Here is a 23,422-nt window from a genome sequence, read left to right as displayed (position 1 = left end):
GCTCAAGCCGCTCGCTCAAACGGGGCCCAGTCTGCAACCAACGACCGAGCACCCATGAAAACCATCCTGCGTCCCGCTGGAAAATTTCGCCGTACCCGGCTTCTGACCGTCCTGCTCGCCGGATGTGCACTGGCCCTGCACGACCTCCATGCCGCGACTGCGCGCGACTACACCCGGGAATCACCCGAGGCCAAAGCCCGCCGCATGGCATGGTTCGAACAGGCCCGGTTCGGATTGTTCCTCCATTGGGGCGTGTACGCCGTACCGGCCGGCGAATGGCAGGGCAACACCAACTATGGCGAGTGGTTCCTCGAAGAAACCCGCATGCCGGTCTCCCAATACGAGCGCTTCGCCGACCAGTTCAACCCCGTGCAGTTCGATGCCCGCGCCTGGGTTCGATGGGCCAAGGCCGCCGGCATGAAATACATCGTGATCACCAGCAAACATCACGACGGTTTCTGCCTTTGGGACTCGGCGGTTACCGACTGGGACATCGGCCGCACACCTTTCGGACGGGCCGGCCGCGACCCGCTCAAAGAACTGGCCGACGCCTGCCGGGAAGAGGGACTCCGTCTGTGCTTCTACTACTCCATCATGGACTGGCACCATCCCGACTGGGGCACACGACGTCCGTGGAATGACCGCGCCCAGGGCACCCCGGACATGGACCGCTACGTGGCCTACATGAAAGCCCAGCTCAAGGAACTGATCACCCGTTACGGCCCACTGGGCATCCTCTGGTTCGACGGCGAATGGGAATCGCCCTGGACCCACGAACGTGGGGTGGACCTCTACAACTACGTCCGCAGCCTGCAACCCGACATCATCATCAACAACCGGGTCGGCAAGGGCCGCGCCGGCATGCAGGGCATGGACAGCGGCCGCGGCGTGGGCGATTACGGCACGCCCGAACAGGAAATCCCCGCCACCGGCTTCGGCCCCGGCGTCTATTGGGAATCCTGCATGACGATGAACAACCACTGGGGCTACAACAAACATGACCAGAACTGGAAAAGCCCCGAAACCCTCATCCGCAACCTCGTGGACTGTGCCAGCAAGGGCGGCAATTACCTCCTCAACATCGGCCCCACAGCCGAGGGAACCTTCCCCGAACCCGCCATCCAGCGTCTCCAAGCGATCGGCCGCTGGATGGAACGCAACGGAGAATCCATCTACGGCACCCGGGCCAGCCCGTTCGAAACCCTCCCCTTCGGGCGCTGCACCCAGAAGCCCCTCCGCGACGGTAACACCCGTCTGTACCTCCACGTGTTCGAGCGCCCGGCCGATGGCCGCCTCCTCCTCCCCGGCCTGGTCAACGCCCCTTTGAAAGCCCGATTCCTGGCCGACAACACACCGCTCCGGGCCACCCAAACCGAAGACGGCGTGGTGGTGGAACTGCCCGAAACCCTCCCCGACCCGGCGGTCACCGTCGTGGCACTCGACATCCGGGGCCGACCGCGCATCGTCAAACCCGACCCTTACGCCGACGAGACCCCGGAACAACGGAACGCCCGCATGCGTTGGTGGCGGGAAGCCCGCTTCGGCATGTTCATTCACTGGGGCGTCTACGCTGTACCCGCCGGCACTTACAAGGGCCAGCAAATCCCCGGCATCGGCGAGTGGATCATGAACCGCGCCAAAATCCCCGTCGCCGAATACCGCCAGTTCGCCCGGTCCTTCAATCCCATCTTCTACGACCCCGACGCCTGGGTCCGCCTCGCCAAGGAAGCCGGCATGAAATACATCATCATCACCAGCAAACACCACGACGGGTTCGCCCTGTTCGATTCCAAGGCCAGTGACTGGGACGTGGTCGACGCCACCCCCTACGGCCGGGACCTGCTGCTCCCCTTGGCCGCCGCCTGCCGCAAACACGGAATCAAACTCGGCTTCTACTACTCCCAGGCCCAGGACTGGGTCAACGGTGGCTCCGCCGCCGGTGGCAAATGGGACCCGGCCCAACAACGCGACATGGATGATTACATCCGCAACGTGGCCGTCCCCCAGGTCCGTGAAATCCTCACCCGTTACGGCGAGTTCCCGGCCGTCCTCTGGTGGGATACGCCCGTGGACATGAACCGCGAACGCGCCGACCAGCTCATTCGCCTCCTCCGCCTCAAACCGGGCATCATCCACAACAACCGGCTCGGCGGCGGATACCGCGGCGACACCGAAACCCCCGAGCAATACATCCCCGCCACCGGCTACCCGGATGGACGCGACTTCGAGGTCTGCATGACCATGAACGACACCTGGGGTTACAAGAGCTACGACCAAAACTGGAAAAGCACCGAAACCCTCATCCGTAACCTGATCGACATCGCCAGCAAGGGCGGCAATTACCTCCTCAACGTCGGCCCCACCGCCGACGGCCGAATCCCCGAGCCCAGCATCCAGCGCCTCAAGGAGATCGGTGCTTGGATGAAAGTCAACGGTGAGGCCATCTACGGCACACGGGCCAGCCCCTTCGGCCGACTGCCCTGGGGCCGATGCACCGTGAAACCCCAGGGCCGACACACCATTCTCTACCTCCACGTCTTCCAATGGCCCACCAATGGTCAGCTCGTTGTCCCCGGACTCAAAAACCCCATCCAGCGAGCCTGGCTCCTGGCCGACCGCGCCGCCCGCCTCACCGTCACCCAACGGGAACAAGAACAAATCATCACCGTGCCCGCAGTGGCTCCCGACCCCATCGCCACCGTCGTGGCCGTACGCGTCGCAGGCAAACCCGAGGTCGAGCCCCTCCCCATCTACCCCGAGGCCAACGGCACCCTCCGCCTCGACGCCCTCCAGGCCAACCTCCACGGCAGTCAGATCCGCTACGAACCCGAACGCAACAAACGTTGCATCGGTTTCTGGACCGACGCCTCCGAATGGGTGGATTGGGACGTGCAACTCGACCAACCCCGGCGCTATCGCGTCGTCTTCGAAACGGCCGCCGAAGCCGACGGCGCGCGTCTCATCCTGCGCGCCCAAAACGCCTCACTCGAGGTCACCGTTCCGCGCACCGGCGATTACACCCGGTTCCAACGCACCGAGGCCGGCATGCTCGACCTGCCCGCTGGCCGGCATCGCATCGAAGTCAGGCCGGTGCCGGACCGCTGGAGGCCCGTCAACCTTCGCTCCATTCAGTTGCGCCCCGCCGATTAGACAACACACACAGCCTCCCGTGCACAGCAGCCCGGTCGCACACAGCCACGACCGAGCCACGAACGGGGAGAAGCCATTGGCGCCCGGTCCATCAGAGATCGGGCCGGCGATCGCGCAACCAGGGCCCGCGCATCCTGACCTCCATGCCCCCGCCGCTCACCGCCTAATCGCATCCGCCCGGGCTATCCCGGGACGCACAATCCATCCCGCCCCGGGACCCTCCACACCAGGCCGCAGGCCGGATGTCGGTCCCCGGGATTGAACCCTTCGAAGGTACGCCCGGCCCGGCCTCGCCACCGGAAAAGGCGACAGGGATCGTCGCATTCCTCGGGCCGGTCCAAGGAAAAGCCCTCCGGCCAACGGCCGGCCTCGCCAGCCGGCACGGGCGTGCCCCGGCGCCACAACAACGGCGTTTGGCCGCGCACGCCCGGGTTGGCCAACAGCCGGTTCGCCAGAAACGCCGTCCGCCGGAAGCTGCCCTTCATGCCGGCATTGCCGTGATGGTCAGGCCCCGGATCGGTTCAGCGGAAATGACCTCTTTACAGCGCCGCGGCCCCGAAATCTGCGGGTCAGAAACCTCTTCACCCCGTCCCCCCTCATGAATTTTACCCGTCCAACCGGCGCCTGTCTCCCACTGACGCCCTCGACGTCCGCTTCCGGTGTCAGTTCCCATCACCGTACCGGCGCGCGCACCCGTACCCTGTCAATCCCACGCCTGATGGCGCGCTGGACGGAAACCCACCTCCACAAACCCCGTGCCCGCACCACCCCACCGCGCACTTCCCGCGCCGCAGCCGGCTCGTCAAAGTTCACCACGAAAATCCCCAACCCGATGCACGCCACCCCAACAGGGCGTGCTCATGCGCCGCAGGATTTGGGCCGCAACTTGCGGACCATGCAGAAAAAGCCCGCGGAACAACGGGTCGCAACCTGCGTCCATGGGTGGTGCCCGAAGCAATGCGCTACGGCACCACAATCTTTCCAAGGGTCAGCCAGCCGATGCGGTCCCGATCCTGATCCGCGTTGGCGAACCGGAGGGGACGTCCCCCCTTCATCGGGTTCATGACGCCCAGAAGCAGGGTAATCTCGCCGGGTTCCAGCCGGGTGAGGTCAAGCGATACGGAACTCTTCCCCGTCATGCCGGGCAGCAGGGATTTCAAGCTGAAGGGCATTTCGGTCATCGTTTCCCTGCCTTTCGAGTCCGCCGCCACCAGATGCACCGGCCAGCTGGCATAGAACGGAGCCACGCCGCGATTTGTCAACGTGACGGAAACCTCCAGTCGGCGCCCGGTCAGCACCGCCGAGGCATCCAGGACCTGCAACTCATAGCCAAGGCTGCGCGCAGCCGCGAGGGCGCGCTCCTGTTCGTCCGGCGCCAACGCGCGGGACGTGCTCGAATCCATGAGCCAGGTGGCATGGGTTTCGCGGACGCACTGCGCGAAGTCCTGGCCCCGGCCGCAGCCCTCCGCCTTCCACAGACAGGGCCAAAGCTCGGGGCGAATCTCGCCGCCGATCGGTGCGACGCGCCAGCGGTTCCATGCGGACGGGCCGGCCCTGCGCAAGCGCGCCAGGGAAAACCATTCGTCCTCCTTCCGGCCCGTTTCGAGCGTCGCCCAGCCGAAGGAATCATCGTGGTATCCAAAATTTCGCCGGCTGTTCGACGCGTAAACAGGGTCGCCGTCGCCGGCCGGGTAGCGCAGCAGCACCGGCGTCTTCCGGAACGCCGCCTCGTAGGCGTCCATGACTTCGATCTGCACCGTCTTGGAGGCAAACCACTCACCGTGCGGATGACAGTGCCATTCCCCCCAAGTGCCGAGCAGTCCGGCGGTGATGTAGCCGAGCCGCGGATCGCCATCATAACGCGCCCCGAACGCGGCGATGAAACGGGTCAGCGCAGCCCGCAAGCGGGGGTCTTCATAATCGGGCGTGTGGTCCGGCGCAGGCGGCAGCGGCTGCGTGTTGGTGTTCGTCCACACCCGTAAACGCACTCCGGCACGCACCAAGTACTCCGGCACGCCGCTGGCCCTGCCCGGATACTCCAGGTAGAAACGGACCACGCTCTGGCACCCGCGTGACGCGATGTCGTCCAGCAGTTTCTCCAACGGCGTCCAGTTGAAGTTCGTGGGGCCGGTCATCACCGCCGCCAAGGGCAGGTAACTGAATTCAAGGGAATGCGGGAACTTCCGCCCCTGTCCTGCATAGGGCACGAATCCCTTGAGGGGATTGTCCGCCGGGGCCGGCGCGTAGGCGGGATGGAAAACCACCGCTTGCGCCGCATCCGCCAGGGCAGGCCCGCAGTGCCAGAGGACACCCAGCACTGCAGCAAGGGCAAAGCTTCGCCTCATATTCAACAATTCCAGCGCCGAGTTTTGACTGCGCGAAACTCGAGTTCAAGCCAGTGCCGTTCCACCGGCCGATTTGCGATCGAGCCACAACGACGATTCCCCGGACGGGACGGTTTCGCTTGTGGAAAGGTGTCGTTGCGCCAAAAGTCGGTGTCACCTCCCTGGAACATGGAAACGAGCACACACCAAAGGCGATCTGCCGTGCAAATAGCGGCATGCCTCCGCGCCCGCGCCGGCAGTGCACGATTCTCGAATTGCAGCCCTTGAAAGCCACCACCCGGCCTCGCCAATGCGGTCCATACAGATCCTACAGGCTGTTTGCGCACCGCCCTCGACCGCAACCGTCACCATTTGGGAGCCTCACCAACATTCACCCGGCGGCACCACCCGGGTACCGTCCCCGAAGCGCAATGATCGCCGCCCACCCGGCTCCCATTCGAGGGACCGCAACTCCACCCGGCGTTGCCACGGGCAACAGTCCCACGAGGCTGGCATGTTATGCCAACGGAAGGATGGAGACCGGACGCGATCCCGGCGTGATCGTCCGGATGGAATCCACAAAACGGCGCTGGCGAGCGACGTGCTGCGCCCGCCCGAGGATTTGGTGCGGGACGCGCTTGCGTCGGCGCGGGATTCATGTTTTTTCGGGGCATGCGGAGTTATCGTGTGGCCCTCGGGTTGTTGTGGCTGGTGGGGCGGTCGTTTTTGGAGGCGGCGGACCGGGACTGGTGGGTGTTCTGGGGCACGTACACCAGGGGCGAGAGTCGGGGGATTTACGTTTCCCGGTTTGACGGGATTCGTGGCCGCCTCACTCCGGCCCAACCGGCCGCGGAGCTCCCGAATCCCAGCTTTCTGGCGACGTCGAGGGACGGCCGCAGGCTGTACGCAGTCAGCGAGGTCAGTGACGGTCGGGAGGCCGGAGGTCGTGTGGCTGCGTACGCCGTGGATGTCGGGACGGGTACGTTGCGATCGCTGGGGCAGCGTTCCTCGGGCGGCGACGGCCCGTGCCATCTTTCCCTGGACGGGCGCGGGCGTGGTTTGTTTGTGGCCAACTACGCGAGCGGAAGTGTGGCGGTGTTGCCCGTGGATGCGGAGGGGAAGTTGGGAGAGCCCGCGGCCGTGATCCAGCACAGGGGTTCAAGCGTGCACCCGGAACGGCAACGTGGCCCGCACGCGCACCAGGCCATGCCCAGCCCGCAGGGTTCCCATCTGTTGGTGTGCGATCTGGGATTGGATCAGGTGCTGGTGTACCGATGGCGCACATGGCGCAGGTGGTTGGGGGAGGAACCTGTTTCCAGACTGGCGCTCCCACCGGGCTCGGGTCCTCGTCACCTGGCGTTTCATCCGGATGGACGGCATGTCTACGTGCTGAACGAGCTGAATTCGACGCTGACCGTGTGCCGATGGGACGGACGCAGTGGCCGGCTCGAGCTGGTGCAAACGCTGCCCACGCTGCCCGAAGGAACAGAGGTCGTGGGAAACACCACTGCGGAGGTGGTGGTGCATCCGAGCGGCCGGTGGGTGTACGCCAGCAACCGGGGCCACGATTCAATTGCCATGTTCCAGGTCGATCCGCGCACCGGCCTGCTGAGCGGGATGGGACACGAAAGCACCCGTGGGCGGACCCCGCGTCATTTTGCGCTGGACCCTGGGGGGCGGTGGTGCCTGGTGGAGAATCAGAACAGCGACGGTGTGGCGGTGTTCCGGGTGGATACCTCGACGGGGAGATTGTTGTTCACGGGGCACTCCGCGCGGGTACCGAGTCCGGTGTGTGCGGTGTTCGTGCCAGTGGAGGACCGCTGAAGATGGCAGGGGCAAACTCCGCAGGGTGCGCCTTTGGTTCCGGTTGGAAGAGAGTCACGAGTCCGTCGGTGTCCTTCGGGAATGCGCCTTGCGGTCTCAGCGGACCGAGATGAGACCTGCTGCCGAGATTTGATTCGTAGGTTTTCCGGGCGCAGCGCTTCGTTGGCGCGTGGCAAGGGGACCAGCAGGGTTGGCGGGGGGCGTTACGGAATTTTCAGGGCGGTGAGGTCGCTCACGGCTGCAGGCTTGTTCTCGAGGGCCAGCGGCATCTCGCAAAGGCTCCGGGACGTGTGGTGGTTGTGCGGCGCGGCGCCCGGCAACAGGTGGCATTCAAGGGTCAAACCAGTTCGCGGTAGACGTCCGGGTGAGGCCGCGGGATGACCACGGCGTTGACCAGCACGCCCTCCCCGGCCAGAACGGCGCGACCGGCGGCGATGGAGGCCTGCACCGAGGCCACGTCGCCCGTCATGGTGCAAAAGGCCTTGCCTCCCAGGGCCATGGCCAGACGGATTTCGAGCAACTGGACGGCAGCGGCCTTGGCGGCGGCGTCGGCCGCGCGGATGAGCGCGGCCACGTTGAACGATTCCAGGATGCCCAGCGCGCCGCGGGGTTCCCCCGGGTGTGTGCGGCCCAGGGCGGCGAAGACGTCCGGGTGCAGATTGGCAAGGGTAACACTGTCGATGAGACAGCCGTTGGCGGTTTCGACCCCGGCAGCAACGGCGGCTTCGACGGCTGCGGTCTCCCCGCCCACCAGGACCATGTACTTGCCGGAGCAAATGGATCGGGAGAGAAGCAGCCTGACATTTCCCGCCTTGAGCATGGCATCAGCAACGGCAAAGCCCGCGGCCACGCTCGACAGCTCGATCAGTCCGATGGATTTCTCGGCCATCATGGGAAAGGGTCTTGTCCGGGTTTCATTCGGTGCGGAGCCCGGTGTCGGGGCGCATCGGCATTCCACCAGGCACGTTTCTCGCTTTTTGAGTGATCAGGCGGCCCAACCCCTGTTGAAGGATCGGTGACTGTGGGGCCGGAACCGGTTGGTCGACAGTGCCGGTTGCATCCGGAAACTGGTGTTCGGTTGGGAGGGGGTGGGTTGGTTGCATGTCATCGTTCCAGGACGATTGCGTCCTCCGTGACCGTCCGCACCATGGCGTCCACCGGTGCGTGCAGGAGAGCGCCCAGGGCATTGGGTGGGGGTTCGCCAATGACCTGGCCGGCGCGGACGTGGTCGCCCGCGCGGACGGTGGGTTTGCATGGGGCACCGGCGCTCTGCCGCAGGGGTAGCGTGAGCCGGGACGGCTCCAACGGCTGCGGGCGCAGGGGCGCGGGCCGGTCATACTCGGTGACGTGAAGTTTGCGCGTAAGGGCCTGAATGGGCACGCGGCGTCCATCCCGCATGGGATGGGGTTGGACCCGGGTGGGCCCGCTCCACGGAATGCCGGCGCGGCGCAGGGCGGTTTTGGCCTCATCGCAGGCCTCCTTGGGAAAGAGTTCCTCGGGACAGGAGTAGAGGGTGCACAACCCGCAGGCACAACAAAGGACCGCCCATTGACTGAACACCTCGGCGCCGCTGCCGGTGAATGCGAGCGTTCGCATGACCTGATGCGGTTCGACGGCATAACCGAGGAGATACCGTGGACAATACTCGGTGCAGTAACGGCATTGGTCGCAAGCGGACCTACCGATCCGGGCCTTGAGCCCGCCGGGCTTAAGTTTGCGCTGAACGACCGGGTGGGAGCGTGGCAGGATGACGACGCCGGTTGCGGTTTTGGTGACCGGCGTGTCGAGGTTATCCGTGACCTGGCCCATCATCAGTCCACCGATGATCAGCACCGGGTCGGGCGTGCTCACACCGCCGGCCGCTTCGATGCAGTCCCGGTAGGAGGTGCCCACCGGCACACGCAAGGTCACGGGCTGTCGTACCGCCCCGGCGATGGTGAGGGTCTTCCAGGTCACGGGTCGTCCGTCGGCCGCGGCGGCGATGTTGATGAACGTTTCGACATTGCTGACCACCACGCCGACATCCAGCGGGATCCCGCGCGGCGGGATGAGGCGTCCGGTGACGGTGTAGACCAGATCGTATTCGTCTCCGGCGGGATAATAATCCCCGAGGAGATGCACCCGCACGTTCGTTCCCCGGCATGCCTCGGTGACGGCCTCCACAGCGGCCTTGCGCTTGGCTTTGATGCCAATGACACCCTCGCGCGCGCCAACGGCCTCCATGGCCAGTTGCAATCCACGGACCAGTTCCTCCGCCCGGGTTTCCATGAGTGCGGCGTCCTTGTGCAGGAGGGGTTCGCACTCCGCACCGTTGGCGATCACGATTCCCGCGCGGCTGGCAAATTTCACATGGGTCGGGAAGCCTGCGCCACCGGCTCCCACCACGCCCGCCCAACGAATCTTTTCCACCAGATCCATGGCCCGGCAGGGCTGGATTGTGCACCGGACCGGGCGGGTTGCCAAACCCAAAGACCGCGGCGCAGGTGTGTTCCGAAGGATCGGATCCGACCGGGCCGGCGGGAGGACGTCCTCAATGCCCGGGCCGTCGGAACGGCGGGGGTGCCCGTGGCGGCGCTTTTTGCGTCCATGGCTCCTCCCGTTCACACTCCCGCGCAGTTTTCCGGCTGGTTCCCGCAACTGCGTGCCCGTTCGAGGTCCCGGGCTTGCCAACCTGCGGTTCCGGCTTAACATTTCCGGACGTTTGCGAATCATGGACATCAAACTTCCACCTCTGGGTGAAGGTGCGGACAGTGGTGTGGTGGTCAGCGTTCTGGTAAAGCCCGGCGACACAATCAGTCCGGGCCAACCACTGCTCGAGCTGGAAAACGAAAAGGCCATCGCCACCATCCCGGCTGAACATGCCGGGACGGTGGTGGAGGTGTACGTCCGGCCGGGCGAGAAGATCTCCGTCGGACAAAGGATTCTGAAACTGCAGACCGGTACGACCGCTGCCGGTGCAGGCGCCGCCACGGCACCCCCCGCAGAAACCCGACGCCGCGCTGCCAAGCCCGCGCCCGCGGCCGCGCCCGAACCTCCGGAGCCGGAGGTTGAAGTGGAAGAAACGCCGGAGGCCGCAGTCCTTGCAGAGGAGGAAGAAGAAGAGGCTCCCCGGCCGGTGGCGGCCCCTGTGGCGCCGCCCTCGGTGCGTCGCCTGGCGCGGGAGCTGGGGATTGACCTGAGCAAGGTTCGCGGCACGGACCCGGGCGGGCGAATCACGAGGCAGGACCTGCGGAATTACATCCAGCGACTTCAGAGCATCGCCGTCAAATACAAGCAGGTGGTGTCGCGGCAATCCACACCGGCGGCCGCGCCCGCGACCGCGCCTGCCGGTCCCCCGCCGGCCGAGCCGGTGGATTTCGCCAAATGGGGCCCCGTACGCCGCGAACCGCTGACCACCCTGCGCGAGGTGATTGCGCGCCGGATGTGGGAAAGTTGGAGTGCCATCCCGCACGTCACACAGTTCGACGAGGCCGATTTCACCCGGATCAATCAGCTGCGCAAACAGTACGGGCCGGCCTACGAGCAAAAGGGGGTCAAACTGACCGTGACCCCCTTCATTGTCCGGGCCGTGGTGGACACGCTGCAGAAACATCCGGTTTTCAACAGCAGCCTGGACGAGGTCGCACGCGAGCTGGTGGTCAAGGAGTATTACCACATCGGGCTGGCCGTGGACACCGAACATGGCCTGCTGGTGCCGGTGCTTCGCGATGCCGACAGGAAGTCCCTGCTGGAGCTGGCCCGGGAAATTGAGTCCCTGGCCCAGCGGGCGCGCGAGCGGAAACTGGCCCGGGAGGAGATGCAGGGGGGCAGTTTCACCATTTCCAACCAGGGCGCGATCGGCGGGGCTCATTTCACGCCGATTGTGAATCGGCCGGAGGTGGCCATTCTGGGCGTGGGCCGGGGCACGCTCAAACCCGTGGTTCGGGACGGCCAGGTTGTGGTGCGCCTGATGGTGCCGCTGGCCGTCAGTTACGATCATCGCGTCATTGACGGCGGAGGGGCGGCCCGGTTCATCGTGGACCTGGTGCGCGCGCTGGAGGAGTTTCCAGAGGAGGCCGTCAAGCTGTAGGGCGCTGTAGGGCGCAGGGGATTTCCGCACGGGCAACATCACAACGGAGCCAGGGTGACAACACAAGAACCTATGCAGCCGATCGAGACCGAACTTGTCGTCGTGGGAGCCGGCCCGGGCGGCTACGCGGCCGCCTTTTACGCGGCGGACCTGGGCAAGAAGGTGATTCTGGTGGAGAAGGACAAGCGGCTGGGCGGTGTGTGCCTGAACGTGGGCTGCATTCCCTCCAAGGCACTGCTGCAGGCCACGCACCTCATCACCGAAACACGGGAGTCCGCCCATCGGGGCATCACTTTTGGTCCGCCGACCGTGGACCTGGCCAGGCTGCGGGCCTGGAAGGAATCCATCCTGGAGAAGCTGGCCGGTGGGGTGGCGTTTCTGGCGCAGAAACGCGGTGTGCAGGTGTTGCGGGGGCGCGGGTACTTCGAGGATTCCCAAACCCTCCGGGTGGAAACCGAGGAGGGCCAGAAATTCATCCGTTACCAGCACGCCATTGTGGCGACGGGTTCGTTGCCCGCCATGCCCAAAGTGTTTGATCTGGGCAACCCGCGGGTGATGACCTCCACCGAGGCGCTCGAGGTGGAGGAAATTCCGCCCCGGCTGCTGGTCGTGGGCGGCGGCTACATCGGCATGGAGCTGGGGACCGTGTACGCCGCGCTGGGCAGCGAGGTGGTGCTGGTCGAGGCGCTCGACCGGGTCCTGGCCGGTGCGGATCCGGACCTTTCGCGTCCGGTGGTGCAGCGGGCCCAAAAGGCTTTCAAAGAGATCCGCCTTCAGGCCAGGGTGCTGAGCATGGCCACGGCCGGCAAACAGATCCGGGTGGTCATCGAGTACAACGGGCAGAAGCTGGAAGAGCTGTACGACCGGGTATTGGTCGCGGTGGGTCGGGTGCCCAACACCGAGGATCTCGGTTTGGAAAACACCAAAGTGCAGTTCACCGACAAGGGCTTCATCAAGGTCAATGAGTACATGCAGACGGACGATCCCCACATCTACGCCATTGGTGATGTGGTGGGCGGGGCGCTCCTGGCGCACAAGGCGCACAAAGAGGCCAGGATCGCCGTAGAGGTCATCAACGGGGAGGAAAGCCGATTTGAGAACATCGTGATCCCCGCGGTGGTTTTCACCGATCCCGAACTTGCGTGGTGCGGGCTGACCGAGGCCGAAGCCAAGGAACGTGGCATCCCGCACGAGGTGGCGCGGTTCCCGTGGTCTGCTTCCGGCCGGGCACTGTCTTTCGATCGCACCGATGGGTTGACCAAGCTGATCGTGGACCCGGAAAGCGACCGTGTGTTGGGGGTGGGCATCGTGGGTCACGGTGCGGGCGAGCTGATTGCCGAGGCCACGTTGGCCCTCGAGATGGGTGCCACTGCGGAAGACATCGCGCTCACGGTGCATCCGCATCCCACGCTGTCCGAAACGCTGATGGAGGCCGCCGAGGCGTACTACGGTTACGCCACCCACACCCTCAGCCGGAAACGTTCTCTCTGAAGCCCCGGGGGAAGGTCCCCCGTGGCCTTGTGCGGTCACTTGCGGGTTGCACCCTGCCGGGCCGTCACGGCTCGAAGGTTCCGGTCCGGCGCACTCGGAGAGCGCGTCCCGAACCGGGCTAGTTTCGAGCGGCCTGTTCCAGGGCGTCGAGCACCATCCCCGGCGTGAGTGCCTCGGGTAAAACCAGGGGATCGCGGGAAGGGTCGGCCGGGTAAACCACCACCAGTGGCACCCCGGCACGTCCGAACCGTTTGAGCTCCTCGCCAATGGCCGGATCAAAATGGGTGTAATCGGCCAGGAAAGCGACCGTGCCCGTCTCCCGAAGCTTTTGGCGAACAGAGTCCACTTCGAGTGCGAACTTCTTGTTCACCTGACAGGTCAAACACCAGCGGGCGGTAAAGTCCACCAACACGGGATGCCCCTGACGACGTGCCTCCGCCACGGCCTCCGGGCTCCACGATCGCCACGGAATCCCGTCCTGCTCCGCCCGGGGCCCCGTTCCCGCCGTCACGGGCGCGGGTTGACGCCATTGCATGCTGCCCTCCAGCAGGGTTGCGTAACCGCCCACCAACAGGCCCAGCGCGATCCACAAGGCCGCCGGATGACGGCGGACACTTCGCTGCCAAAAGGTACCGAACAACCATGCCGCCACCGCAACCACCACCAGGAAGTATCCCAGCGCCCACACCCGCTCGCCATAGTGTGCCTCCACCAACGTGAGCAACCAGACCCCCGCGGCGAGCATGGGGAAACCCATCAGCACCTTGAAATGTTCCATCCACGGACCCGGTTTGGGCAGCCACTTCATCCAGGCCGGTTGCCAGCTCAGCAGCAAATACGGAAAGGCCAGGCCGGCCCCGATGGTCAGCATCACCAGAACCACCACACCTGGCGGCTGAACAAACGCGAATCCGACGGCAGCGCCCAGGAAGGGTGCGGTGCACGAGGTCGCCAGCACCGTGGTGAGCAGCCCGCTGAAGAACGCCCCGGCTGCTCCCTCACGCCGGGCCAGTCCGGCTGCCGACTCCAGGGCCCGTCCTCCCAAACTCACCTCGAACACACCAAACAGATTCAGAGCGATCAACGTCACCAACAGGGTCATCGCAACCAGGAAGTAGGGATTGCCAAACTGAATCCCCCAGCCGGCCTGCCGACCGGCTGCTTGAAGGCCAATCACCAGAACCGCCAGCACGGCAAACGAAACCAGCACGCCCAATGTGTAAACCAGACCGAGCCGCCGCACCCGACGGCGGTCCTCACGCGCCTGATTCACAAACCCCAGAATCTTCAGGGCAATCACCGGCAACACACACGGCATGACGTTGAGAATCAGGCCACCCAGAAACGCGTAGGCAAGGATCCGTACCCAACCGGGCTCTGCCCGGGATCGTCGGGCCGTCCCGGTCGCAGCGGCCGTCTCTCCGGGCTCGTGCACCGGCCCCCTCACCTCCCATGCTTGAACCTCCCGGCCCTTGCGCAGCACCACCAAACCCTCCAACCGGTCCGGCCAGCGATCCGCGTGGTAGGTCTCCACCTCCTTGCGCACACGGACCATCCCTTCTTCCGCGGGCAACGCGGTGGTGGCTGCCTGGACCTCGTAGTCCGGTGCGGCGTAAGGGTAGAAGTCCCACGATGCGCCTTCGGCCCGGCTGCTTGAGGCCACTGGGTCCCGCCACTCCAGCACCACCGGTCGGCGCCGTTCCGCCCCCGCCGGCATATCCCATCGACCCTGAAATGCCAGGGCGGACCCCTCGGACGGCAACCGACGGCGCCATTGTTCGATCGTTTCGTGATCGGCAGAAGGTTTCAGTTCACCACCCACCCGCAGGGAGGCCGCCAGTTCGGCAGAGCCCGGCAGACAGGATTCCTTGCATTCCAACCAGGAGACCGTGGCCCGCAACTCCACCCGACCGGGCGACAGATCCTTCGCCAGATGGAGCGGCACCAGCAACATCACCTCGTCATGGTACACGTAGGTGATCAGGTCGCCCTCGGCATACTTTTCCGGCGGTGGCCAGTGGATGGACCCGGGCTGGACACCAGCCGGCAGGGCCCACGCAATCTCGGTGGCAATGCCGGACGCGCCGGGATTGCGCCAGTAGGTGTGCCATTCGGGATCCATTTGAAGGATGACCCCCGCCCAAATGGTATCACCCGGACGGGCCTCATCGGCCGACAAGACCAGTCGCGCCCGCGTATGAGCGGCAACGGCCTCGGCCGCGGCCAGGGCGAAAACCAGCCCGACCCCACATCGCCAGAACCGTATCGGCCTCATGACACTTCAAAAGTAGCTGGAACGTGGCGCAGCGCACGCGTTTCTGCCGTGTTTTGGACTGCCCGGGCCCCTGGCAAGGGTCCGGCGGTCCGTCGGCGGCGCGCAACGTTCAGGCCCCGGGGCCATCCACCGGTTCGAACGCCACACGAAGTGCCGGCGTACCTGGCCGCCGTGCGCTCCTCTTGGAGAGGGTGGATCTTTCCTGCAGCGGTCTGGCTTCAAGGTCCGGCGCAAAAGCTGCCGGTGCTCAACCCGCCTTCCGGCACCATCGCTCCAGAAGCCGATCCACCTGCGCCTCGGTGGCCAACAGGGTGCCTTCAGTCCAAACGACGTGATCAGCCCGGGCCATCTTCTCCTCCACCGGCCATTGGGCGGCGCATCGGGCCTCGATTTCCCGGTCCGACCACCCGCGCTGTCGCAACCGCTCGTACTGCGAGGCACGGGTGCAGGCCACGCAGACGACCCGGTCGAGTTCGCGCTCGGCACCGGTCTCGTAAAGGAGCGGGATGACCACCAGTGCCCGCTCCATGCCGGCCTGTTCCCAAGCCGTCATCTGCTCATGCCAGAGCTGCCGAATTCGCGGGTGAGTGATGGATTCCAAGGTGCGCCGCGCCCCCGGATCGGAAAACACGATCCGGCCCAACTCGGCACGGCGCAGCCTGCCCGTTTCATCCGCGATCCCGGGTCCGAAAGCCGCCACAATCTCCTGCCAGGCGGGCTGGCCGGGCTCAACCACTTTGCGAGCCAACTCATCCGTGTCCACCACGGGCACGCCGCGCAAGTGGAACATGCGGGCGACGGTGGTTTTGCCCATGCCGAGACCACCGGTCAGACCGATTCGTTCCATGGACAACAGGGGATGAACACGCTCATCCGGTTCGCCCGGGGCTGAGCTTGAGCTCGGTGGCGGTCCGGATGCTTTTGCGGCAATCTCCCGCAACGCATGCAATCCAAGCTTGATCGCTCAACCGCCAACCGCCCCCGTGTCAGCCGTCTGCGATCGTGCAAGGGAGCAGCACCGGAAAAAATCGGCGACGGCCATCGCAATTCGGCACGGAGACCATTATCCCCGAACCCGGGAGCCGTCATCAGGGTTGCACCAGCACCGCCCGGTAGAACCGCTGCGGGCGCCCGGCCGCGTCGGGGTCGGTGAACTTGATCTCACCCGAGCCCGGCACGGTCTGGGTCTGCAGGTCCGTCCAGGTCCGGAGATCCTCCGACACTTGGAGCCGATAGGTCTGGCCGGCCTGACCTGCAAGGGTCACGCGGAAGCTGCCGGTCTGCGGATCCCATTCACCGGTCAGGCGTGGAGGCACCACACCGACAACCTCGGTGACCACGCTGGCGGAGTTGTCAGACAAATCGAGGTCCGTGTTGGCCGTGTCGGCAGCTGCCGTGATCGTGGCGGTACCCACAACGGTCAGCCGCACGGTCAATCGGACCTGAACCACCTGACCGGCGTCCACCGTACCCAGGGCCACTTGTACACCGCTCGGTTTGGTGGTCGCGCTCCCCTGTGAGACCGTAACATCCTGCACCACGGCACCCGTCGGCAGGCTCACATTGAGCACGGCATCTTCCGCCGCGGCCGGACCGCCGTTGGACAACTCCCACGTGTACGTCACGGTGCCACCCGACGAGACCGAAGGGGTGGAAGCGCTGCCGGTCAGCCGCAACGACGACAGAGGGCTGACCGGTTCGCCCGTGGTCAGTTCCAAGGTCCAGCCCCTGGCGATGCTGCCACGTTCGCCGGCAAAATCGTCCGCCACGTACAGACCCCACTCGCCGTTGGGATTCGTGCCCAGCAATGCTTGCAGCGCCGTCGCATACGGCCGCTGAGGCGCGGGCAGCGGCAGATTGTCTCCGGGCTCGTAATCGGCCGGTGCATACACCCCGTTGGTGAGCCGCAGGTTATCCGGCACCGCCCATCCGGCCGCACCGTCAAATCCCACGGTGAGGTTGGTCACAGCCCAACCGCCGCCGGCGTCCGACATCAACACCACGCGGCGACCGGACGGACTTACCAGCAGCACGTCCAGGTCGTCCGGGTAGCCATGAGTCAGGCCGTTCAAAGAGACCCGAACGCCCGTAACCACGCCACTCAACCCCTCCACCTGAATCACGGATGGATAGGGTGTGGCCGGTCCACGTTCCGGGATGGCAATTGCGGCCGCATTCTCCACGACCCGCGGTTCCGTGACGCGGAGGACGCGGGTTAGAGCGGGCAGGGCCGTGGTGCCGTCCTGCAAGTTCCATGTGGCCTCCACCGTGGCTCCCGCGGGCCGGGCCACCGTGAAGGTGAAGGTCCGCCACACCACGTCACCCTCGGGTTCCAGCGCACCGTAGGTTTGGACGGGACCCGGGGCGGCCACGCCGCCGGTGTCGGCCAGCTGGACCACCAGATTCTCGGTGGGCAGCTCGCCCACATTGCGCAGGCCCAACGCCAGAACAACCTCCTCACCCGGATCCAGCGCACCGTTGGCAGGCGTGGCACTTTCGGCGGTCAATTTCATGCCTGCGATGACGATCTTGGGCTGTGGCGGCACAATGCTCAGAGCCGCCACAGCCACGTTATCCATTGGCGATGGCTCGGCGGACTCGCTCGTGGCCTCGGCGCGAATTTCACCCTGGGCGGCCCGCACACCTCGCAGGACGAGCACCACCTCGCTGCTCTCCCCGGGCAACAACCGGCCGTAGCGCACGATCACCGTGTCGTCGGCGGGTTCCACCAAGCCACCTTGCGCGGTCCCCGAGACAAATTCCAACCCCACCGGCAAGGGCACCCGGATCCGGGGCCGCAGAGCGCCCTCGGGCCCGCGGTTGGTGAGGGTCAGCCGCAATTCGACCAGCCGTCCGACCACGGCGTTCAATGTGGCGGCTTCCATGGTGAGAGTCAGATCGGCCCTCGGTGGATTCACACTCACCTGCGTGGTGACCGAATTGTCGCTCGCGTTCAGATCCACATCCGCCGAGCTCACCGCGGCAGACACCTCAAAAGTGCCTGATTGCGCAGGTTCGGCGGTGACGCGGACCACCACACCCGCGTTCGGCGCAAGTTCGTCCAGCAACAGACGCACCGTTTGGCCATCCACCCATGCATTGCCGGTCGGGGTTTGGACAGAAACCGGTCTCAATCCGCCCGGCCATTCGCTCGCGAACACGACGCCCCGAGCGGAGTCGGGTCCGCGGTTGGTGATGGCAAACGTCACTTCAACCGGCTGGTCCAGACGGGTTGCCACGGTCGGGGACGCCGAGAGCTGCAAATCTGCCAGGCGGTTGACGGGCGTGACCATGTACAAGGTGAGGCTCCAACCGCCTGCCACCTGTCCGGCATCCCCGGCGGTTGCGTCGCGAACGTACAACGACCAGGTGCCGTTCGGGTCCATGCCGGCAAAGGGCGACAAACCGACCTCGTACGGTGCTGCCGGGGCCGGTGCTGCGAAATCGCTGACAGGTCCATACACTGCCGGACGATACCGGCCGCTGACCAGTGCATCATCCTGGGGCAGCGGTTGGTCGGCGGTGTCATCCAACTGGACCGTGGCATGGGCGACGCCATAAGGCGCACCCGCGCCGGCCATCAACAGGCTCTTCTGACCCCGCGGTCCGACGAGCAACATCTGAATGTCAGGCGCGTAGGTGTGGTTCAGGTCCGAGAGGGTCAGTGTTACCCGTCCCACGGTGCCTGTCACACCCGAGATGCTGATGGTGGAGGGGTACGGTCGGGCCGGCCGGTTGTCGAGGATCTCGATGAGCTGGGAATTCGAGAAGGTCAGGGTGCGTGGCAATCGGAACTGGAACTCCACGTTGGGCAAGGGCTGGCCGTTGTCGGTCAGCTGGAGGATGGCCCGTACCACCCCATCCGGGGTGGGCCTGGCCGTGAAGGTGAATTCTCGGCCGACGGGCATCCCGCCCGCGGGCAGCACGCCGTAATTCTGCGGTCCGGAGGGATTCTCCACCCCGTTGCCGGGCAACAAGGTCGCGACCAGGTTGGTATTGTCCACGTTCCCCGAGTTCCGCAAGCGCAGTTCCACGGTCACGGTTTCGTTCTCGTCCAGGGCACCGTTCGGCGGCCGGACTGATTCGGCGGTCAACGTGGCGCCCGCATTGATGATCTCCACGAAGGGTGGTCTTACGAGCACCTGCAACGCGGCATGGTTGTCGCCATCCGCAGGGTCCACCTGGGCGGAAGCCACGTCCGCACGGAACCCAAAGCTGCCGGGCGTGCCCGCCACGGCCGTCAGGACGACCACAGCCCGTTCTCCGGGCAGCAAATTGCCCAGCGCAGCCGTCCACTCGTTGCTGCGCCCGGAGATGGTCCCCCGGGACGTGTAATTCGAAACCACCGACTGTCCGGTCGACAACGTTGCATTCAGAGCCACGGAACTGGCGCGACTGGGCCCGGCATTACTGACCACCAGCACATATTGGAAGGGCAGGGCCACCACGGCCGGATTGGGCACGGCAGCGGCCTGGAGGACCAGGTTTGCAGCCGGGCCCACGGTGGTTCTAAGTTCGATCTGGTTGTTCTCAGGGAACGGATCCCCCTGAAGGGCCGAAGCCCGCGCGCGCCACAGGAGCGTACCTTCGGCCACCGGTATCCCCTGCATCACGAGCTCGGCCTCTGCACCCGTGGCCAGGGTCCCCACTGTCCAGATCAGACCCGCCGCAGTTGCGCTCCATGAGCCTTGCGACAGGGTCACATTTTGAAGGACATAACTCGCGGCGAGTTCGTTGGTCACCCTCACCCCCGAGGCCGGTGACGGACCAAGGTTCCGCAGGCGCAGCCGATATTCCAAGGGTTGCCCGCGAAGGGCGTTTTCAGGCGCCGCCGAGGCTTCCAACACCAGATCCGAAGCCTGCGGCATCGCCCGGCTCACCACCGACGCCTCGTTATTACTGAGATCACCATCGGGATCCAGCGAGGTGACCATCGCGCGCGACGTCAGCACACCGGCCTTCACCGGCAGCGTGACGACCTGTAACTCTCCTGCCCTGGCGAACGGAAGGTCACCCACGTTCCAGACCACCGATCCCCCTGCCGGTGTGACACTACCCCGGCTGGCCCGCGAGCTGACGTAGATCACATCCGGCGGCAGGTCATGACGGACCACGGTGGACCGGCCGGTGGATGGCCCGCGGTTGGTGACCGTGATGGTGTAAATCAGGTTGCTGCCGACCATCACGGGTTCCGGCGCAGCGGAGAGGCTCACAGCGAGATCGGCCCCCGGACAACTCCCGCCGCCGTCGGTGCATTCGGCCGGCCACAGGAACAGCGACCAGCATTCGATGGCACCCGTATCCAACTGCTCCTGATCCACCACGCGCAAACGCCAGATCCCGTTCACGGCGTCGCCCGACTTGCCCACCAGGGTGGCCAGTGGCTGCTGGGGACGGAAGGTCCCCAGATAGGGCGGGATGCCCGATCCGATGGGCAGCGGACCGTCGTCGTCGAACGTCGTTCGTCGCCGATCCGGACTGCAGGCCACACCGTAATTGTCGCCGGCGCCCCCGTTGCGGTCGCTCAACACAATCCGCGTGCCATCCGGGGCTTCCAGTTCCAAGCGGAGGTCGCCCACCCAGGTGTGCGTGATATACACCGAAACGGCCACCTTACGCAGGGCTGAAGTAATGTTTGAAACCACGATGGGTGAGCTGGCACCCACCGGGTCATTATCCGGAATCGGCACACGCTGATCACTGTCAAAGCGCCGCACCTCACCCAGGAGACCGGTGTTCAGCGTCCAAGTCTGCGCAACCTGTTCCTGGTCCGACTCCAGGGCGACCTGTAACACCACGGGCGTGCCACAAACAAGGTAGGGCGCCGTGCTCAACTGGAAGGGGACGAGATTCGTTCCCACCGCAAGCGGGGGCAAATCCAGATAGTCCGATTCCCGGTTCCCCAATCCGACACCGGGTGTGGTGGTTGTGACCCGGGCGCGCACGCGCGTGGCGGTGAAGTTGTTGAAGTTGGCCACCAGCAGGTACAGGTCATTGCATTCGTTGTTGTCCACGAGGCCGTTGCCGTTGCCCCCGGCCACAATCGCCCCCACCACCGTCAGACCGGGGGTGTCATAGGCCTCCACCACGCCCACCGTGGTTCGGCTGCCCGGCGACCGTGCACTGAAGCCGAGGCCCCGTTTGGCAAAGCCCGTCCACAGCTCGCGGGCGTTGGCACCTCCGGTGGCCACCAAGTCCGCCAGGATGATGGCATCGCGCGCCTCAATAAAGTCCGGGTTGGGGGGACAAAGCTTCAGCCCGTCGGTCACCAACTGCAACATGATCTCATTGCCTGCATAGCCGTACTTTCGGATCAGATTGGCCCGGACGTCCCACAGAATCGCACACCACACCTCGCCCTGGTTATGTTCCTCGCTGGCTTCCCGGGGATCGAAGGGCCAGATGGGGCTGCGCGGCACACCGGGGTGGGGACTGATTTGGTTGGGGTCAATGTCCTTGAACGTGAGCGGGTTCTTGCTCATGTCGGTGCTGTACGGGTACCGACGGATCCCGAAATAGTAATTCTGCTGAAGCCCGGCGAACTGGTACGTAACATAGCCCCCCATGGGGTAAACACCATCCACGTCATCGCCGGGTTCGCTGAGCAGGGCCAGGGCGTAGAAATCCGACCAACCCTCCCCCAACCCACGGGATTGCAGGGCGGTCATCCCGTTGCCGGCGCCCACCAAACGCGTGGTCAACCCGTGCGTGGCCTCGTGCAGGATGACTTCCGCGTCCAGGCTGCCATCACGATCCGGCGTGGGGTAGTTCCACAGAAACATGGCAATCTGTCCGGGAAAGCCGTCCTGCGACGGAATGAAAAAGGCATTGTTGAAAAGGCCCGCATCGGCCCCGCTTTGGACATAGCCGATTATAGGGTCATTCCCGAGACCGCCCCGGCCGAAGTTGTCCTGCTGAAAGTTGCCGGCGCTTTCTGTGAACCCCAGTTGATACAGGCGGTCATGGTACCAGTTGACCCAATAAAACATTTGCACGATGGAGGCGTTGGTGTACTCGATCGGTTCCTGGTTCAGGTCCAAAGGAAAGTCGAACACCCGCGGCGGATTGCCCTGCGGACGTGGCCCGTCCGGTTGGAAGTCAAAATCGCGATCCAGGAAACAATCCGCGTTGTTCCCCCGGGTTTCGTTGTCGCCGTCGTTGATCCAGCCGTTGGGCGAGGCCGTGATGTCCAGCGCACTCAACGTCACCAGGATCCGGTTCGTATACGGTGGTTGGGCCGGGTTGGGCGTGGGCCAACCGGGGGTGAACGGTGACGGGCTGTCACTGGTGTAGACCCGGTAGGAGGCGTCGCTGATGAAAAAGGTGGTCTGCCGACGCAACCAGATCTCGCCGGTCTCGGCGTCCACCACCATCTGATATTGCTCGGGCGATCCGGGTTTGGGGAAGTGGATCTCCCATGCGGGTCGCAGCCGGGACCCGTCCAGGGGCAACCAGACCTCGCGCAACAGGAGGGGACGTCCCCGGAGGAAGTAACGGCGGTAGCCGTTGGCCAACACCTCACCGGTACCGGTAACCTCGCTGCCGGCGCCCGCGGCGCCGACGCCCGCCGCGGCCTTCTCGATCGCCAGCGCTTCGCGAACCTGCGGCTGCCCGAGCCGGGCCGCCCAATTCGGCGACCCCAAGTCCGCGGCCACGGCGGGATCCGCCAACATCCGGCTCGAGATCGAGACCAGCTCACCCCGGGCGGTCAGGTTGGCAATCAATTCCGCCTCGAAAACGGGTCGGCCGGCCAGTTCCTGTTGCCACACCACGGTCCGTAGGCCGCTGTGCGGGCTGACCGTATCGCGTACCCGCTGTGCCTGATCCAATACTTCTCCCCCGTGACCGAATACGTCGCGGTGGGAGTCAAGGAAGGCTTTTACGATGGATTCCGGATCCGCTGGTGGCACCGCTGCGGCTGTGGGGCCGCTCCAACCACCCGCCGGGGGGGTGAGGAACCCGGAGAGCCGCCTGACGTACCGGGCGGAACCCACCAGCGGATCGTAATCCACCTTGGTTCCGGGCAGTTCCTGTTGCAGACGAGCCAGGGCCTGTTGACGCCTGGCCCAATCCCCGGGTGCCACCCCCGGCGCACCGCGCAGGTCCTGGTCCGGCAGGGTTGCGTTTCGGTCCCAAGCCCACAGGGCCCCTGCGTCAGGGCTCCACCCCAACCAGCACGCCAGCACCACCCCCAGGGCGGCTCGGTCCGCCCGGGTCCATCGTCTCCAGAGTGGCATGTTCATCGGACTCTACAACCGGTCAAAGTTTTCTTTCGGTAACCGCGGGCCC

11 protein-coding genes are annotated in these 23,422 nt (G+C 65.3%); 4 read left to right on the top strand and 7 right to left on the bottom strand.

Features of this window, described 5'->3' with window-relative positions:
* Positions 1-54 precede the first annotated feature (54 nt).
* Positions 55-3,150 (top strand): alpha-L-fucosidase, encoded by a 3,096-nt coding sequence (locus tag G4L39_RS15665; protein ID WP_205880977.1) that lies wholly within the window; start codon positions 55-57, stop codon positions 3,148-3,150.
* 182 nt (positions 3,151-3,332) lie between these two features.
* Here G4L39_RS15665 and G4L39_RS11705 read toward each other — a convergent pair whose 3' ends face one another.
* Both G4L39_RS11705 and G4L39_RS11700 read right to left on the bottom strand, forming a co-directional pair.
* Positions 3,333-3,635, bottom strand: coding sequence for a hypothetical protein (locus G4L39_RS11705; protein WP_165108369.1), 303 nt, complete (start codon positions 3,633-3,635; stop codon positions 3,333-3,335).
* Positions 3,636-4,112: 477 nt separating this feature from the next.
* Entirely contained in the window at positions 4,113-5,495 is a 1,383-nt protein-coding gene (locus G4L39_RS11700; protein WP_165108368.1) for a DUF4832 domain-containing protein, read from the bottom strand.
* 651 nt (positions 5,496-6,146) lie between these two features.
* On the opposite strand from G4L39_RS11700, the gene G4L39_RS11695 reads away from it, so the two are divergent.
* Complete coding sequence (locus tag G4L39_RS11695; RefSeq protein WP_165108367.1) at positions 6,147-7,298, top strand: lactonase family protein; 1,152 nt, start codon at positions 6,147-6,149, stop codon at positions 7,296-7,298.
* Between the two features lie 337 nt (positions 7,299-7,635).
* On the opposite strand, the gene G4L39_RS11690 is transcribed toward G4L39_RS11695, so the two are convergent.
* Together G4L39_RS11690 and G4L39_RS11685 are read right to left on the bottom strand one after the other, a co-directional pair.
* Positions 7,636-8,190: a BMC domain-containing protein gene (locus tag G4L39_RS11690; RefSeq protein ID WP_165108366.1), complete on the bottom strand. Its 555-nt coding sequence runs from the start codon at positions 8,188-8,190 to the stop codon at positions 7,636-7,638.
* 212 nt (positions 8,191-8,402) lie between these two features.
* Positions 8,403-9,716 (bottom strand): 4Fe-4S dicluster domain-containing protein, encoded by a 1,314-nt coding sequence (locus tag G4L39_RS11685; protein WP_165108365.1) that lies wholly within the window; start codon positions 9,714-9,716, stop codon positions 8,403-8,405.
* A 292-nt stretch (positions 9,717-10,008) separates the two neighbouring features.
* Here G4L39_RS11685 and G4L39_RS11680 point away from each other — a divergent pair, with 292 nt between their 5' ends.
* Both G4L39_RS11680 and lpdA read left to right on the top strand, forming a co-directional pair.
* On the top strand, positions 10,009-11,367 hold the full coding sequence (locus tag G4L39_RS11680; protein WP_165108364.1) for a 2-oxo acid dehydrogenase subunit E2: 1,359 nt from the start codon (positions 10,009-10,011) through the stop codon (positions 11,365-11,367).
* A 72-nt stretch (positions 11,368-11,439) separates the two neighbouring features.
* Positions 11,440-12,858, top strand: coding sequence for a dihydrolipoyl dehydrogenase (lpdA, locus tag G4L39_RS11675; RefSeq protein WP_165108363.1), 1,419 nt, complete (start codon positions 11,440-11,442; stop codon positions 12,856-12,858).
* 118 nt (positions 12,859-12,976) lie between these two features.
* Here the strand turns inward: lpdA and G4L39_RS11670 are convergent, their stop codons facing one another.
* The 3 genes from G4L39_RS11670 to G4L39_RS11660 form a co-directional block, all read right to left on the bottom strand.
* A complete protein-coding gene (locus G4L39_RS11670) occupies positions 12,977-15,133 on the bottom strand; it encodes a protein-disulfide reductase DsbD family protein (RefSeq protein WP_165108362.1) in 2,157 nt (718 codons plus the stop codon).
* Between the two features lie 247 nt (positions 15,134-15,380).
* Positions 15,381-15,980: a dephospho-CoA kinase gene (coaE, locus tag G4L39_RS11665; protein ID WP_165108361.1), complete on the bottom strand. Its 600-nt coding sequence runs from the start codon at positions 15,978-15,980 to the stop codon at positions 15,381-15,383.
* Between the two features lie 241 nt (positions 15,981-16,221).
* A complete protein-coding gene (locus tag G4L39_RS11660; protein ID WP_165108360.1) occupies positions 16,222-23,370 on the bottom strand; it encodes a M36 family metallopeptidase in 7,149 nt (2,382 codons plus the stop codon).
* Positions 23,371-23,422 lie beyond the last annotated feature (52 nt).

Origin of the sequence: Limisphaera ngatamarikiensis (assembly GCF_011044775.1) — a bacterium.
GTDB classification, from domain to species: Bacteria; Verrucomicrobiota; Verrucomicrobiia; order Limisphaerales; family Limisphaeraceae; genus Limisphaera; species Limisphaera ngatamarikiensis.
The sequence above is the reverse complement of the archived record's forward strand: the minus strand, read 5'-3'. Positions and strand labels throughout refer to the sequence as shown.

Excerpts from the sequence above, each read along its gene's own strand:
- G4L39_RS11680 (WP_165108364.1), top strand. The coding sequence starts at position 10,009 with ATGGACATCAAACTTCCACCTCTGGGTGAAGGTGCGGACAGTGGTGTG.
- G4L39_RS11685 (WP_165108365.1), bottom strand. The coding sequence starts at position 9,716 with ATGGATCTGGTGGAAAAGATTCGTTGGGCGGGCGTGGTGGGAGCCGGT.
- G4L39_RS11690 (WP_165108366.1), bottom strand. The coding sequence starts at position 8,190 with ATGATGGCCGAGAAATCCATCGGACTGATCGAGCTGTCGAGCGTGGCC.
- G4L39_RS15665 (WP_205880977.1), top strand. The coding sequence starts at position 55 with ATGAAAACCATCCTGCGTCCCGCTGGAAAATTTCGCCGTACCCGGCTT.
- G4L39_RS11700 (WP_165108368.1), bottom strand. The coding sequence starts at position 5,495 with ATGAGGCGAAGCTTTGCCCTTGCTGCAGTGCTGGGTGTCCTCTGGCAC.
- G4L39_RS11670 (WP_165108362.1), bottom strand. The coding sequence starts at position 15,133 with ATGAGGCCGATACGGTTCTGGCGATGTGGGGTCGGGCTGGTTTTCGCC.
- lpdA (WP_165108363.1), top strand. The coding sequence starts at position 11,440 with ATGCAGCCGATCGAGACCGAACTTGTCGTCGTGGGAGCCGGCCCGGGC.
- G4L39_RS11695 (WP_165108367.1), top strand. The coding sequence starts at position 6,147 with ATGCGGAGTTATCGTGTGGCCCTCGGGTTGTTGTGGCTGGTGGGGCGG.
- coaE (WP_165108361.1), bottom strand. The coding sequence starts at position 15,980 with ATGGAACGAATCGGTCTGACCGGTGGTCTCGGCATGGGCAAAACCACC.
- G4L39_RS11705 (WP_165108369.1), bottom strand. The coding sequence starts at position 3,635 with ATGAAGGGCAGCTTCCGGCGGACGGCGTTTCTGGCGAACCGGCTGTTG.
- G4L39_RS11660 (WP_165108360.1), bottom strand. The coding sequence starts at position 23,370 with ATGCCACTCTGGAGACGATGGACCCGGGCGGACCGAGCCGCCCTGGGG.